A 14,135-nucleotide genomic window follows, 5' to 3' on the forward strand; every position below is an offset into this window, starting at 1 on the left:
GTGACCAGCGCGGCAATCGCGGCCTTGACCTCCGAGAAGTACACGCTCTTCTTCGTGGCCGTGATCGAGACCAGCAGCGTATCGAGCTGACCGAGGAGGGCAGGGTCGACTGATGCTGCCTGCCCGGCGGCGAAGACGAATCGATCGAAGCTCAGCACGCCCCCACGCACCTGTGCGGTGAGCTTCGGGAGCCCGATGAGCGCCGTGGCAGCGCCGGTCACCCGTGACCATGCGGTGTTCGACGTGACGTCGAGGGCGTGGGCGAGAGCAGTCAGCGTCGGTGTGCCGATTCGATCGCGCAGCCAGGTGAGCGCCTCTGCGCGCGCTGCATCGGAAACTCCGCCTGCTGCTTGCGGTTCAACCGCGGTCTCGACCGAGCCGGCACCGGCAAGGGAGTGCAGCGCATCGACCTGCGTGTCGATGTTGTCACGGCTGTCGGCGCGCACCCGTTCGAGTACGACGCCGAACATCTCCTCATACCCCTGCAGCTGTGCCCGCTCGAGAGCGCTGAGGGACTGCTCGAAGGCGCAGAAGCGAGTCCGGTACGCCCCAGCAGGCGCCGGCACGCGAGCCTCAGCTGTCGCCGTCATCGCCGTCGCCTCCCTTCGCTGGCCGGTGCGGTGTCTCCATCACACCACGAGGCACGGACAACACAGGTTGACCAGGGACAACGCCGACCGTCGGCGCACGGAGGGCCATGAGCATCATCGACTTCCACGACATGTCCATCGCCCCTCTGCCGATCCGATTCCGTCGTGCATCTCCTGCACTGCCTCCATGACAGCACGAAGCACTGACATCGCCGGCTCACCAGGCCGAACACCCGCACACGGCAACGAGCTCGCACAGGCAGTGCACACGCAGACGACAGCGCACTCGCACACCAGTGACCGCCTCAGGAACGGTGCTCGCCGTGAGCACAGGACGCTGTGCGACATCCGGTACAATGGTGCCTTCGTGCGCACACGCGTGCGCCCAAGAGATGAGAGGAGGAGCATGGCCAAGGAACAGGGCAGGAAGACGATCGCCAAGAACCGCCGCGCCCGACACGAGTACCACATCGAGGACACCTATGAGGCCGGACTCGTCCTCACCGGCACCGAGGTCAAGTCGCTGCGCGAGGGACGTGCCTCGCTGACCGACGGCTTCGGGCTCATCTTCCAGGGTGAGGCGTGGCTGGAGAACGTCCACATCCCCGAGTATCTGCAGGGCACCTGGACGAATCATTCGGCCCGCCGCAAGCGCAAGATGCTGCTGCACAAGGACGAGATCCTCAAGATCTCGCACAAGCTCAAGGAATCCGGACGCACCCTCGTTCCGCTGGAGCTGTACTTCGACGGTTCGCGGGCGAAGGTCGAAATCGCGGTCGCGCGCGGTAAGAAGGATTGGGACAAGCGCGAGACGCTGCGCCGCAAGCAGGATGAGCGCGAGGCCCAGCGTGCGATGTCGCTGCGCCGCCAAGCCTGAGCCAGCGGAAGCGGCAGCGGTACCGTCGCGCTGTTCACATCGCTTGGTGACCTGTCGTGGTCCCGTTCCCGAGGCGGGCCATCCACAGTGCCTTCGCCTGCCTTTGGCCTGTGGTTCGGTGTGGATTGCAGGCCCGTTGTCCACAGCGCCTGGGGATACGTGTGGATAACGATTGAAATGCTGTGCATGATCAAGACCGGACTGATTCCAGGTTAGCGTAGGCCCCCACCTTGCAGGCTGCTGACCAGGGACGATGCATGATTGCGTGGGCTGTGATAGTGGCCAGTGCCGAGGTGAGGCGCAGGCAGTGCAAAGCCTTGCCCCGTCAGGAATCGGCTGGGTTTCCACAGGTTTCAACGGGGGTTGTGGACAGTGGACTGCCGTGTGGATAAGAGTGTGACCTGCGGTCGTCAGCTCCTCGGGCGGGTGCAGGAATCGAACCCGTTGCCTGACTGCCGTTGTGATCGTGGCAGCGCCATCGTGGCGGTGTCTGAGTGGCGGTGCCTGCATCGCGGTGCCGTCGTGGCAGTGTCATCGTGGCGCCGCGACGCGACGCGATGCGGCAGGCCGGCGAGCCGTGGTCAGTGATACCCGGGAATAGACTTGGGCGGCCGTGTGTTGAGCTGATAGACTCACGGTCTGCCGTTGACGGACAGCCGCCCCAGGGCGGTCCCGCCAGCGGGTTGTTTGGAAAGTGAATACGGGGATGATCGGTTTCGACGTCGTTCAATGCGTCGGGAGAAGCGGGCCGAGAATGTAGAGTCATCTCGTTAACGTTCTCTGCAAAAAAATAAGTGCTAAGTCTAACGACCGCACCGAATTCGCCCTCGCTGCCTGATTTCAGCGAGCTGCGATTCTGTCAGCCTAGAGTCGCTTCCGCTCTAGTTCCTGGCATCAGCTAGGGAGCCACTGCCGCTGGCATATGTTGGGGATGTCAGTGGAACACTCACTCAACTCCGTTCGTTGGCCACCGTGTTCGTGCGAGGGCCAGGACCTAAGAGACGTTCTCACGAACTGCGCCCGGAGAAGTCCCGATAACTTGCCGACGGACGCGGGTTCGATTCCCGCCATCTCCACTCTCGAAAAGCCCTGCGGGCCGGTGCGCTACCGGCCTGCAGGGCTTTTGTCATGTCCATTCAGCCGTCGATCTCACCGCTCCCGAGGCGCCCCTCGCCAGCCTGCCCAGCAGCACCGCTGACCTGGAGTGACGACAGGACGCAGCCACCGCCTCGGGCACGGGAAGCGCGTCGGACACAGATCCTCCCGCGCCGGGGAATGCCCTTGAACCGATGACGAATGAGATATACGTTACAGTGACGGCTTTACTGACGAGGCGGTGAATCCCCGGCCGCCTCAGGCCATCCGGCGCGGGTATGTCGCGATGGAGCGCTGCCGGCGGGGTGGACGACCCGGAAGGACGACATGCTCTCCCACACTCTCCGGCGCTGTGCCGCCGGCACGATGGCGCTGGCACTCACAGCGCTGACCGCCACCAGTCTCACCGCACCGGCGAGCGCGTCGACCGAGCAGGCCTCTGCCGACGAGTCGACGATGCGCATCGCCACCTCGGGCCAGGTCGACAACTTCAACCCCTTCACCTCGATCTACCTCACCCCCACTGCGATCAACCGCTACGTGTACGAGAACCTCGTGCAGTACGACTCCACGGACTTCGGCCCCACCGAGGGCCTGGCCGAGTCGTGGGAGACCAGCGATGACGGCAAGGAGTGGACGTACACGATCCGCGAGGGCATGAAGTGGTCTGACAATGAGCCGATCACCGCCGACGACGTCGTCTACACCTACACCCAGATGATGGAAGACCCCGCGATGGGCGCGGCGAACGGCTCGCTGGTGCAGAACTTCGACACCGTCGAAGCCACCGATGAGCACACCGTGGCGATCACCCTCAAGGAGCCGCAGGCCCCGAACCCGGGTGTGGAGATCCCGATCGTGCCCGAGCACATCTGGTCCGAAAAGGACGACCCGGCAGGTGACGACAACGACACCGAGGTCGTCGGCTCCGGCCCGTACACGCTGGAGAGCTACGAGGCCAACCAGTCGATCACGCTCAAGGCCAACCCGAACTTCTGGCGCGGGGCGCCGAAGGTCGACACGATCCAGTACGCCTACTACACCAACAGCGACGCCCAGGTTCAGGCCCTGCGCGCCGGCGACGTCGACTTCGTCACCGGCCTCAGCCCCGAGCAGCTCAAGGCGCTCGAAGGCGCTGACAATGTCGAGACGAACATCGGCGAATCCCGTCGCTTCACCGCCCTCGGCATCAACTCCGGCGCCGAGACCCCCGAAGGCGAGGCCTACGGCACCGGCGCAGAGGCGCTGAAAGACCTCAAGGTCCGCCAGGCGCTGCGCCTGGGCATCGACATGGACACGCTGCGCGAGCAGGTGATGCAGGACTACGCGACCGAGGCGACGAGCTTCGTGCCCGAATCGTTTGAGAAGTGGCATCTGCCGAAGTCGGACAGGATCGTCTCCTCCGACCCGGAGGCGGCGAAGAAGCTGCTCGACGAGGCCGGCTGGACCGAAGGCTCCGACGGCATCCGCGAGAAGGACGGCGAGAAGCTGTCGCTGCGCCTCCTCACCGATGCCCAGGAGCCGACCGAGCAGACGATCGGCGAGTTCCTCACCCCGTGGATGAAGGACATCGGCGTCGACCTCAAGGTCGAATCGAGCGACTCGGACACGATCTCCGACCGCACTACAGCCGGCGACTACGACATGTACATCACCGGCTGGTCGGTCACCCCGGACCCGGAGTTCCAGCTTTCGATCAACACCTGCGCCTCGCGTCCCGACGCGGAGGGCAACGGACCGACCTCCCAGGACGGCTACTGCAGCGAGACGTTCGACGAACTGTATGCCAAGCAGCACACCGAGCTCGACGAGTCCAAGCGCGTCGAGTACGTTCACCAGGCCCTGCAGCAGCACTACGACGACGTCGCGCAGATCACCCTGTGGTACCCCAACCAGCTCGAGGCCTTCCGCTCGGACCGCTTCACCGGCTTCACCACCCAGCCCACCGACGGCGGCGTGATCGGCAACCAGTCCGGCTACTGGGGCTTCCTGTCCGCCGAACCGGCCGCTGAGGCCGACGCCGGCGACGGTGGGGGAGGGCTCTCCCCGATCGCCTGGGTGGGCATCGGCATCGCCGTGCTCGCCGGCGCCATCGGCGTCCCGCTGGCGCTGCGCCGCCGCAAGTCCGATGACCGCGCCTGATCCGGTGGCCAGCCGATCCGATGACCGGCTGATCCGATGACCGGACGGCACCCCGTGCCCGAGGCGGTGGGCGGCACCCGCGTGCGCCCCGCCTCGGGACCGGGTACCGGTCGCCATGAGCAACATGACAGCGCTGCCGCCGGCCGGCGGCAGCGTGTGGAAGGCAGGAGACTGACGTGTCAGTGAACGCAGAGACCGAGGCGGCCGACCCGCAGTCGGCCGACGGGCGGGAGGACATCGACGCACCTCCGCCGGGGCAGTCGTTCGGCGGATACCTGCTGCGCAAGGTCGGCGGGGCGCTCATCAGCCTGCTGATGGTCGTGCTGCTGGGCTTCTTCGCCTTCCGGATCCTGCCCGGCGACCCGGTGCAGAAGATCGCCCGCGAACGCCAGATGAGCCCCGAGCAGATGGAGCTGCTGCGCGCCGAGTACGGCCTCGACAAGCCGCTCGTCGTGCAGTTCTGGGACTACCTCGTCGGCATCTTCACCGGCAACCTGGGCACCAGCTACGTCTACCGCGAACCGGTCAGCCAGCTCATCGCCGAGTACGCCTGGCCGACCCTGCTGCTGACCGGCAGCGCTGCGATCCTTGCGATCGGCCTCGGCCTGTGGATGGGCCAGCTGGCCGCGTGGAAGCGCGGCTCGCTGTTCGACAAGCTCACCACCTCGACCAGCCTCGTGTTCTGGTCGGTGCCGACCTTCTGGCTGGCACTGCTGCTGCTCATGATCTTCGCTGGCCGCCTGCAGTGGCTGCCGACCGGCGGGATGGTCTCACCCGGAGTCGAATCCGGCAGCCTCGAACACGTCGTCGACGTCGCCAAGCACCTGATCCTCCCGGTCATCACGATGACCGCTGTCGTCTACGCCCAGTACCTCATGGTCATGCGCGCCTCGCTGCTCGGCGAGATGAGCGCCGACTACCTCACCACCGCCCGCGCCAAGGGCCTGCGCGAGGACGATGTGCGCCTCAAGCACGCGGTGCCCAACGCGCTGCTGCCGACGGTCACGCTCGTGTTCATGCACATCGGCGGGCTCATCACCGGTGCCGTCACCGTCGAGACGGTGTTCTCGTGGCCGGGGCTGGGGAAGCTGACCTATGAGGCGATCTCCGGACCGGACCTGCCGCTGCTGCAGGGCACCTTCGTCGTGTTCTCCTCAGCGATCATCATCATGAACCTGCTCGCCGACCTCATCTACCGGCAGCTCGACCCGCGCGTCAGGAGGGCATGAGATGGCACACTCCAGCACCAGCCAGCCCGGCAGCAGCAAAACCAGCCCGCCCGGCCCGCCCGGCACCAGCCAGACCAGCCCAGCCACCGCCTCGGGCCCGGCCAGCCCGCGGGCACTGGCCTGGAACCGCCGCCTGGCCGCCGCACAGAAGAACTGGAAGGTCTTCTTAGAGGACCGCGCCGGAGTCGCCGGCGGGATCGTCCTCATCCTCGTCGTCCTCGTCGCCGCCTTCGCCCCGCTCATCGCCGACCGGTCCATGCTCGACGTCACCCAGAACCTCGACCAGCCGCGCTACGCCCCGCCCTCGGCCGAACACCCGCTGGGCACCGACAACTACGGCCGCGAACTGTGGGCCCGCCTCGTGTGGGGCGCCCGGGTCTCCCTCATCGTCGGCCTGGCCGCGACTGCGATGTCGATGATCATCGGCACCATCATGGGCATGGCCGCCGGCCACTTCTCCGGCCTGTTCGGCGGGCTCATCATGCGCATCATCGACTTCTTCCTCGTGCTGCCCTCCCTGCTGCTGGCGATCGTGCTGTCCTCAGTGCTCGAACGCGGCGTGCTCACGATCGTCATCGCCATCGGCATCACCTCCTGGGCCGGCACTGCGCGCATCGTGCGCGCCCAGACGCTGTCGGCTGAGTCCCGGCTCTACATCGAACGGGCCAAAGTGCTCGGCGCCGGGCACTGGCACATCATCCGCACCCACCTGCTGCCGGCCGTCATGCCGCTCGTGCTCGCCAACACGACACTGACCGTCGGCTCGGCGATCATCGCCGAATCGACGCTGGCCTTCCTGGGCCTGGGCGACACCACGCAGCAGTCGTGGGGCACGATCCTGAAGAACGCGATGGACGTCTCGGCTGCGACCTCGGGCTACTGGTGGTACATCCTCACCCCGGGCCTGGCGATCGTCGCGGTGGTCCTGGCCTTCACCCTCGTGGGCCGGGCCATCGAAGCCATCGCCAACCCGACCCTGAGGAGCCGCTGATGAGCAGAACCGACCCAGCCACCGCCTCGGGAGCCCAGCCGGCCGGCAGCCGCGCCGCCGCCGAGGCGCCGGGCACCACCCAGCAGAAGCACACCATGCAGCAGATGGGCACCACCCAGCAGAAGGGCACCGCCCAGCAGAAGGGCACCGCCCAGTCCACCGGCACCGGTGACACGGCCGCCCGCCAGGCAGGCAGCGACCTCGTCTTCGACGACGTCTCGATCCTGTACTCCTCGCGCACGTCTCGCGGCGACATCCCGGCGGTCAAGAACGTCACCCTCGAACTGCCCGCCGGCGGCACACTCGGCATCGCCGGCGAATCCGGGTCCGGGAAATCGACGCTCATCCTCTCCGCCCTCCGGCTGCTGCCGCACAATGCGACCCTGACCGGCCAGGTGCTCCTGGGCGGGACCGACATCGCGGAGCTGAACTTCGGGCAGATGCGCGCGGTGCGCTGGTCGCAGGCCTCGATCATCTTCCAAGGCGCCCTGCACTCACTCAACCCGGTCCGCCCGGTCGGCAAGCAGATCCTCGAAGCCCTCGAACTCCACGTCAAGGACGACTGGCGCACCGATGCCGCCCGCAGCACGCGCATGCACGAGCTGCTCGGCCACGTCGACCTCGGACCCGAGATCGCGAAGTCGTATCCGCATGAGCTCTCCGGCGGGCAGAAGCAGCGCGTCATGATCGCCATGGCGCTGGCCTGCGACCCGGACATCATCATCGCCGATGAGCCGACCACCGCCCTCGACGTCATCGTCCAGGAGCAGATCCTCACCCGCCTGCGCGAACTCGTCGAGGCCCGCGGCATCTCACTGCTCATGATCTCCCACGACCTGTCCGTCCTCGCTGCGGCCTGCGACCGGCTGGCGATCATGCGCGAGGGCGAGATCGTCGAACTCGGACCGGCCGAACAGGTGTGCAACGACCCGAAGGAGGAGTACACCCGGCAGCTGGCCGACGCGTTCCCCACCATCGGCGACCCGGACTCGCGGCTCAACCCGATGACCCGCAACCCCGCCCGCATCACCACCGACACTCCGCACGAGATGACCGACGAGGTGGTGCTGGCCGCCGAGAACCTCAACGTCACCTTCTCCGCCCGCGGACGGACCGTGCGCGCTGTGCGCAACGTCGACCTCACCCTGCACCGCTCGGAGATCCTCGCCGTCGTCGGCCAGTCCGGTTCCGGCAAGACGACCTTGGCCCGCGCCCTGCTTGGCCTGCAGCCACCGGATCGCGGCTCGACGCTCACCTTCCACGGCAAGCCGCTGCCCACCTCGGCGAAGGGGCTGCGCGCCTTCCGCCGGGACGTGCAGATGATCCTGCAGGACCCGTCGGGTTCACTCAATCCGGCGCTGTCGACGTACGAATCGGTCGCTGAGGGCCTGCGGGTGCAGAAGTTCACCGGCGATGAGCGCCAGCGCGTGCGCGAGAGCCTCGAATCGACCGAGCTCATCCCCGGTGAGGACTTCTTCGAACCGATCCCGCAGGAGCTCTCCGGCGGGCAGCGCCAGCGCGTCGTCATCGCCAGCGCGCTCGCCCTCGATCCCGACATCCTCATCGCTGACGAGCCGGTCGCCTCCCTCGATGCCTCCGTGCGTGGGGAGATCCTCTCGCTCATCCTCGCGCTGAAGAAGAACCTCGGGCTCACCGCGCTCGTCATCACCCACGACCTCGGCCTGGCCTGGAACATCGCCGACACGGTCGCGGTGATGTACCGCGGCGAGATCGTCGAGCGCGGGCCGGTCGAACAGGTGCTGCTCGACCCGCAGCACGACTACACCCGCCAGCTGCTGGCGGCCGTGCCGAGCTTCCGCTCCCAGCGGGCCTCGATGACCGCGCCCGAGGCGCCAGGCACCACCGAGCAGACAGGGGCCTCCCAGCAGGGCACCACCGAGCGCACGGGTGCTGCCGAGCAGAGCGCCACCGAGCGCCCGGATGCCTCCCGGCGCACCGGCGACGCCGCGCAGGTGGTGGATCCGCAGTGACCCACCCCGCCTGGCACCCCGGTCAGGCACCCCTGGCAGCTGGCGACCGGGTCTGGCTCATCGCGCCCTCCGGGCCGGCACCTGAGGGCACTGTCGAACCGGCGATCGCCTGCCTCGAAGACTGGGGTCTGGAAGTGCAGACCGGCACCCACCTGCGGTCAGTCGACCGGCGGGCGAGCTACCTTGCCGGCAGCGACGCCGAACGGTCAGCAGACCTCATCGAGGCATGGACCGACCCGGATGCGGCCGCGGTCATCGCCTTTCGCGGCGGGTTCGGGGCGATGCGCCTCATCGACAGCCTCGACGTCGAAGCCCTCGCCGCTGCTGCGCTGCGCCCAGACGGGCGGGCGAAGCTGCTGACCGGCTCGAGTGACATCACCGCCCTGCACCAGGCCTGGGCGCACCACCTGAGAATCCCGACCCTGTTCTGCCCAATGGTCGGCAACGATGTCTTCCGCAGCAGCGAGCACATCCGCACCGACGTGCATCGCTGGCTGTTCAGTCCATGGGCCGACCAGCCGGTCAGCCTCGGTGAGCACGCCGAGGCGCTTGTGCCCGGCGAGCACGTCGGCATCACCTACGGCGGCAACCTCAGCCTGCTCGCCGCCGGCCTGGGCTCCCCGGAGTTCGCTCCCGGTGCCCCGGAAGAACCGGGCATCCTCATCCTCGAAGACGTCGACGAGGAGGTCTACCGGCTCGACAACCTGCTGCTGCAGCTCACACGCGCTGGCTGGCTCGCCCGCGCCGGCGCGGTGGTGCTCGGCTCCTGGGAGAACTGCGGGGAAAAGCCCGCCCAGCGCGAACTGCTGCGCGAGTACTTCGCAGACGCCGGCATCCCGGTCGTGTGGGAGGCCGAGCTCGGCCACCACCCGCACGCCGGTTCGATACCGTTGGGAGTGCCCGCCCAGCTCACCGCACCCAGCCCAGCCACCGCCTCGGGCGCGGTGAGCCTCACGATCGCCCCGATGGGAAGGACCCGATGACCGACATCTTCACCCAGCTCGACGGGGTCGAATTCTCCGCCCGTGCCATCGACATCGACACCGGCCACGAGATCTTCAACCACCAGCCGGACCGGGTGCTCTCGACCGCCTCGATCGCCAAGATCTTCCTCCTCCACGCCGCGCTGCGGATGCGCGAGGCCGGCGAGCTGCGCCTGCAGGAGCGGCTCACCCGCACCGCTGCCGAGCGGGTGCACGAATCCGGGCTGTGGTACCTGCTCGACCAGCCGGACCTCACGATCCACGACATCGGCATGCTCATCGGCGCCTTCAGCGACAACTACGCCACCAACGTCCTCATCTCCCGCGTCGGCCTCGACCGCGTCGCCGACGAGATCGCCGCACTTGGCTACACCGACTCCGCCCTGCACGACTTCCTGCGCTGGCCGCGCCCGGCAGGCGCACCGGCTCGCCTGTCGTCTGGGACCGCCGGTGAGCTGAGCGACTACATGGCACGGCTGTCGCGTGATGAGCTCTTCGACTCCTCGACCTCGGAGATCATGCGCCGGTGGCTCGGCGCCGGAGCCGACACATCAATGGTCGCCTCCTACTTCGAGCCCGACCCGCTGGCGCACTACTACTACACGCGCGGGGAGTGGATCGTGAACAAGACCGGCACCGACGACACCGTCCGCGCCGACACCGGCATCGCCTTCACCCGCCAGCGCCGGGTGGCATACGCCGTGTTCGCCAACTGGGCGCCGGGCACCGACCGGGTGCTGGAGGTCATGCCGCTCATGCGCGCAGCCGGCGGCCTCATCAGCGACCACCTGCACGCCTGAACCGCACGCCCCAACCGCGCCGGCCCCGCCCCGTGCCTGCGCCACCGACCGAAAGGACCCCGATGACCGCAGCGCTCATCCCGATCTTCGACGGGCACAACGACCTGCCCTACTACCTGCGCGAAACCCGCGACTCCTCCGTCGAGGGACTCACCGATCCCGCGACCGCCCCGCAGACGGTCATCCCGCAGCTGCGCGCAGGCGGTGTCGCCGCCCAGTTCTGGTCGGTCTTCGTCCACTCCGATGTGATCGGCGACGAAGCCGTGCGCGTCACACTCGAGCAGATCGACCTCGTCGACCGGCTCATCACCGCCTACCCCGACGACCTCGCCTGGGCGACGACCGCCGAGGCGATCCGCGCTGCCCGTGCTGTCGGGAGGATCGGCGGGCTGCTCGGCATCGAAGGCGGCAACCAGATCAACGAGTCTCTTGGCGCACTGCGGATGTTCGCCCGCCTCGGCGCCCGCTACATGACCCTGACGTGGTCGACGACCCACAGCTGGGCCGACTCGGCCACCGACGATCCTGTCCACGGCGGGCTCAGCGACTTCGGCTGCGAGGTCGTAGCCGAGATGAACCGGATCGGGATGATCCTCGACCTCTCCCACGTCGCCCCCACCGTCATGGACCAGGCCCTGGAACTGAGCGAACTGCCGGTCCTCTTCACCCACTCCAACGCCCAGGCGCTGTGCTCGCACCCGCGCAACGTGCCCGACGACATCATCGACCGGCTGCCGGCCAATGGCGGCGTCCACATGCTCACCTTCGTCCCGTCCTTCGTCTCCGAGGCCCGCTGCGACTGGGTCAGAAACGGTGAGCAGGGCACGGCCCCGGAGGTGACGATCGCCGAGGTCGCCGACCACGTCGACTATGTGCGCGAACGCATCGGCGTCGACCACCTCGGGATCGGATCCGACTTCTGCGGCACCGACGCGTTCCCCATCGGTCTCGACAACGCCGGCACCTATCCGGCGCTCATCGACGAACTGCGCTCCCGCCGCTGGTCGGAAGCCGAGCTGACCAAGCTCGGATTCGACAACGTGCTGCGGGTCCTCGACGCCAATGACGACAACTACCGCCGCTTCATCGCCGCAGGTCAGGAGTTCGCATGACCCGAGTGCTCATGATCGTCAACGACATCGACTCCCAGCCGCGCCGGCTGCTCCCGCGGCTCATCGCCCACCACATCGACGTCGACATCCGCATCGGCCCCGGCCGGGACGGCACCTGGAATGCGGTGCCCGGGCCCGAGGCAGTGGGCGCCTATGACGGGTTCGTCTACCTCGGCGGTGGGCTGATGCCCGATGAGACCGACCGGGCGCCGTGGCTGGCTGACGAGGCCGCTCTCGCCCAGGCCGCGCTGGAGGCCGACAAGCCGCAGCTGGGCATCTGCCTCGGTGGGCAGCTGCTGGCCCACATCACCGGCGGTGAGGTCCGCGCCCAGACCGGTGCCCCCGAGAAGGGTGCGACGGCGATCACGATGCTGCCGGCAGCAGCCTCGGACCCGGTGTTCGGCCTGGTGAGCCGGCACACGCACTTCATCGAAAGCCACGTCGACCGGATCACCGCGCTGCCACCGGAGGCGACGCTGCTGGCCAGCAGCGAGCTGTGTGAGATCCAGGCGTTTCGCGTCGGCCGGTCGTGGGGCATGCAGTTCCATCCCGAGGCCTCGGCGGAATCCGTGCGCGGCTGGGACGCCGACAAGCTCGCCGCCCTCGGCTTCGACAAGGACACCCTCATCGCCGCAGCCGACGAGGTCGAAGCGGCCAGCGCCCGCGACGCCCAGGCGCTCTTCGACGCCTTTGCCGCAGAGGTCCTCCGCGCCAGCCGCTGAGATGACGGCGGGCCCGGTGACTTCTGAGAGTCACCGGGCCCGGCCGCATTCACGCAGACACCGCAGGGCGGCGTCAGCGTGCCAGGCGCTCCCGCCAGGCGGTCATGATCGCAGGATCCGTGCGCTTGGAGACGAGCGAGCCGACGACATAGGCGACGGCCGAAGCGCTGAGCGCCAGGTAGATCGCGGAGTTGGCGAACACGTCGACGAGGACCATGATGCCGATCGCGGTGGCCGCACCGGCGACCATCGCCGCGAGCACGCCGACGATGGTGCCGCGCTTCCAGATCAGCCCGCCGACGATCGGCACGAACAGGCCGCCGACGAGCAGGTTGTAGGCGACCGTGAGCGCCATGACGACATCGGGCATCGCGATCGCCAGCAGCAGGGTGACGATGCCCAGCAGCACGAGGTAGACCCGGGAGTCGCGCACCTCATCGCCGGTCTCACGCACGAGCGCACCGGCCAGCTGGCCGCCCAGGCCGCCCTCGGCACCGGAGGCGGCGATGCGGCGGCGTTCGAAGACGGGCTCGATGACGTCCTGACGGAACACTGTCGAGGCCGCCAGCAGCGCACCCGAGGAGGTCGACATGACCGCCGAGAGGGCAGCGGCGAGCACGAAGCCGGCGATGAGCGGTGACATCGTGGCATCGACGACAGCGGGGAAGACGTCGTCGCGTTCGGCGATACCCGGCACGATCGCCTGCGCGGCCACACCGACAAGCGCACCGGCGAGCGCGTAGAACAGGCAGTAGACGCCGGCCGAGACACCGCCCCAGCGGGCCACCCCGGGGGTGCGGGCGGTGAACACGCGCTGCCAGATGTCCTGCCCGATGAGCAGGCCGAGGCCGTAGACGAGGAAGTACATGAGGATCGTGTCCCAGCCGGTGGCCAGCGGGTCGAACATCTCGGCAGGCAGCTCAGCGGTCAGCGTGCCGAAGCCGCCGGCCTTCGTCAGCACGATCGGCAGCAGGATGAGGAAGATGCCGACGGTCTGGATGATGAACTGCACGAAGTCGGTCAGGGTGATCGACCACATGCCGCCGAGCATCGAGTAGATGATGACGATCGAGCCGCCGAGCAGGATCGCCGGGACCTTGTCGATGCCGAACAGGGCGTGGAAGATCGTGCCGTAGGCGACCGTCGAGGTCGTCGAGATCATGAGCCCGTAGGCGGTCATGATGATGCCGGAGACCATGCGTGAGCCCTTGCCGTAGCGCAGTTCGAGCATCTGGGAGACGGTGTAGATCTCCAGGCGCTGGATGCGCGGGGCGAAGAGCAGGGACAGGGCGATGATGCCGAAGCCGATGAAGAAGACCAGCCACATGCCGGAGATGCCGTTCATGTAGCCCAGCCCGATGCCGCCGACGGTCGAGGCGCCGCCGAGGACGACGGCGGCCATGGTGCCGGTGAAGAGCAGGGGACCGAGGCGGCGGCCGGCGACGAGGTATTCCTCCTGGTTCTTCGCCCGCATGCGTCCCCAGACGCCCACGGCGAGCATGCCGATGAGATAGAGGACGACGACTGCAATGTCCATGATGAGTCCTTTCTGTGCCCGCAGGCAGCGGGTCGGTGGTGCGTGGCGTGCCCGCAGGCAGATGGT

11 protein-coding genes and 1 other RNA gene are annotated in these 14,135 nt (G+C 67.9%); 10 read left to right on the forward strand and 2 right to left on the reverse strand.

All coding sequences use genetic code 11. From position 1 onward, the window contains the following. On the reverse strand, positions 1 to 590 hold a 590-nt coding region (locus H9634_RS13185), incomplete at its 3' end, for a hypothetical protein (protein ID WP_191727277.1). A 406-nt stretch (positions 591 to 996) separates the two neighbouring features. On the opposite strand from H9634_RS13185, the gene smpB reads away from it, so the two are divergent. The 10 genes from smpB to H9634_RS13235 all read left to right on the forward strand — a co-directional run bounded on the left by smpB (position 997) and on the right by H9634_RS13235 (position 12,532). Further along, the gene (smpB, locus tag H9634_RS13190; protein WP_175294086.1) at positions 997 to 1,467 is read left to right on the forward strand and encodes an SsrA-binding protein SmpB; all 471 of its coding nucleotides are present in this window, start codon (positions 997 to 999) and stop codon (positions 1,465 to 1,467) included. 702 nt (positions 1,468 to 2,169) lie between these two features. After that, positions 2,170 to 2,546: a transfer-messenger RNA gene (gene ssrA / locus H9634_RS13195) on the forward strand. 343 nt (positions 2,547 to 2,889) lie between these two features. Further along, positions 2,890 to 4,704, forward strand: a complete 1,815-nt coding sequence (locus H9634_RS13200) for an ABC transporter substrate-binding protein (protein WP_225210960.1) — start codon at positions 2,890 to 2,892, stop codon at positions 4,702 to 4,704. Between the two features lie 176 nt (positions 4,705 to 4,880). Further along, complete coding sequence (locus tag H9634_RS13205) at positions 4,881 to 5,933, forward strand: ABC transporter permease (RefSeq protein ID WP_318245121.1); 1,053 nt, start codon at positions 4,881 to 4,883, stop codon at positions 5,931 to 5,933. 1 nt (position 5,934) lies between these two features. Continuing rightward, positions 5,935 to 6,924 carry an ABC transporter permease gene (locus H9634_RS13210; RefSeq protein WP_225210961.1) on the forward strand — a complete coding sequence of 330 codons (990 nt, stop codon included), beginning with the start codon at positions 5,935 to 5,937 and terminating at the stop codon, positions 6,922 to 6,924. Further along, positions 6,924 to 8,915, forward strand: a complete 1,992-nt coding sequence (locus H9634_RS13215) for an ABC transporter ATP-binding protein (RefSeq protein ID WP_225210962.1) — start codon at positions 6,924 to 6,926, stop codon at positions 8,913 to 8,915. Before H9634_RS13210 ends, H9634_RS13215 begins: the two co-directional genes overlap by 1 nt. Beyond that, positions 8,912 to 9,898, forward strand: a complete 987-nt coding sequence (locus H9634_RS13220) for a S66 peptidase family protein (protein ID WP_191727278.1) — start codon at positions 8,912 to 8,914, stop codon at positions 9,896 to 9,898. Before H9634_RS13215 ends, H9634_RS13220 begins: the two co-directional genes overlap by 4 nt. Beyond that, a complete protein-coding gene (locus H9634_RS13225; protein WP_191727279.1) occupies positions 9,895 to 10,698 on the forward strand; it encodes a serine hydrolase in 804 nt (267 codons plus the stop codon). Before H9634_RS13220 ends, H9634_RS13225 begins: the two co-directional genes overlap by 4 nt. A 62-nt stretch (positions 10,699 to 10,760) precedes the next feature. Continuing rightward, positions 10,761 to 11,810, forward strand: a complete 1,050-nt coding sequence (locus tag H9634_RS13230) for a dipeptidase (protein ID WP_191727280.1) — start codon at positions 10,761 to 10,763, stop codon at positions 11,808 to 11,810. Beyond that, a complete protein-coding gene (locus tag H9634_RS13235; RefSeq protein WP_191727281.1) occupies positions 11,807 to 12,532 on the forward strand; it encodes a type 1 glutamine amidotransferase in 726 nt (241 codons plus the stop codon). Before H9634_RS13230 ends, H9634_RS13235 begins: the two co-directional genes overlap by 4 nt. Before the next feature lie 73 nt (positions 12,533 to 12,605). Here the strand turns inward: H9634_RS13235 and H9634_RS13240 are convergent, their stop codons facing one another. Beyond that, positions 12,606 to 14,069 (reverse strand): sodium:solute symporter, encoded by a 1,464-nt coding sequence (locus tag H9634_RS13240; protein ID WP_191727282.1) that lies wholly within the window; start codon positions 14,067 to 14,069, stop codon positions 12,606 to 12,608. Positions 14,070 to 14,135: the final 66 nt, after the last annotated feature.

The sequence above is a fragment of the Brevibacterium gallinarum genome (genome assembly GCF_014836885.1).
In the GTDB taxonomy this organism is placed as follows: domain Bacteria; phylum Actinomycetota; class Actinomycetes; order Actinomycetales; family Brevibacteriaceae; genus Brevibacterium; species Brevibacterium gallinarum.

Coding starts and splice junctions, on each gene's coding strand:
- H9634_RS13215 (WP_225210962.1), top strand. CDS start 6,924: ATGAGCAGAACCGACCCAGCCACCGCCTCGGGAGCCCAGCCGGCCGGC.
- H9634_RS13235 (WP_191727281.1), top strand. CDS start 11,807: ATGACCCGAGTGCTCATGATCGTCAACGACATCGACTCCCAGCCGCGC.
- H9634_RS13200 (WP_225210960.1), top strand. CDS start 2,890: ATGCTCTCCCACACTCTCCGGCGCTGTGCCGCCGGCACGATGGCGCTG.
- H9634_RS13225 (WP_191727279.1), top strand. CDS start 9,895: ATGACCGACATCTTCACCCAGCTCGACGGGGTCGAATTCTCCGCCCGT.
- H9634_RS13240 (WP_191727282.1), bottom strand. CDS start 14,069: ATGGACATTGCAGTCGTCGTCCTCTATCTCATCGGCATGCTCGCCGTG.
- smpB (WP_175294086.1), top strand. CDS start 997: ATGGCCAAGGAACAGGGCAGGAAGACGATCGCCAAGAACCGCCGCGCC.
- H9634_RS13230 (WP_191727280.1), top strand. CDS start 10,761: ATGACCGCAGCGCTCATCCCGATCTTCGACGGGCACAACGACCTGCCC.
- H9634_RS13210 (WP_225210961.1), top strand. CDS start 5,935: ATGGCACACTCCAGCACCAGCCAGCCCGGCAGCAGCAAAACCAGCCCG.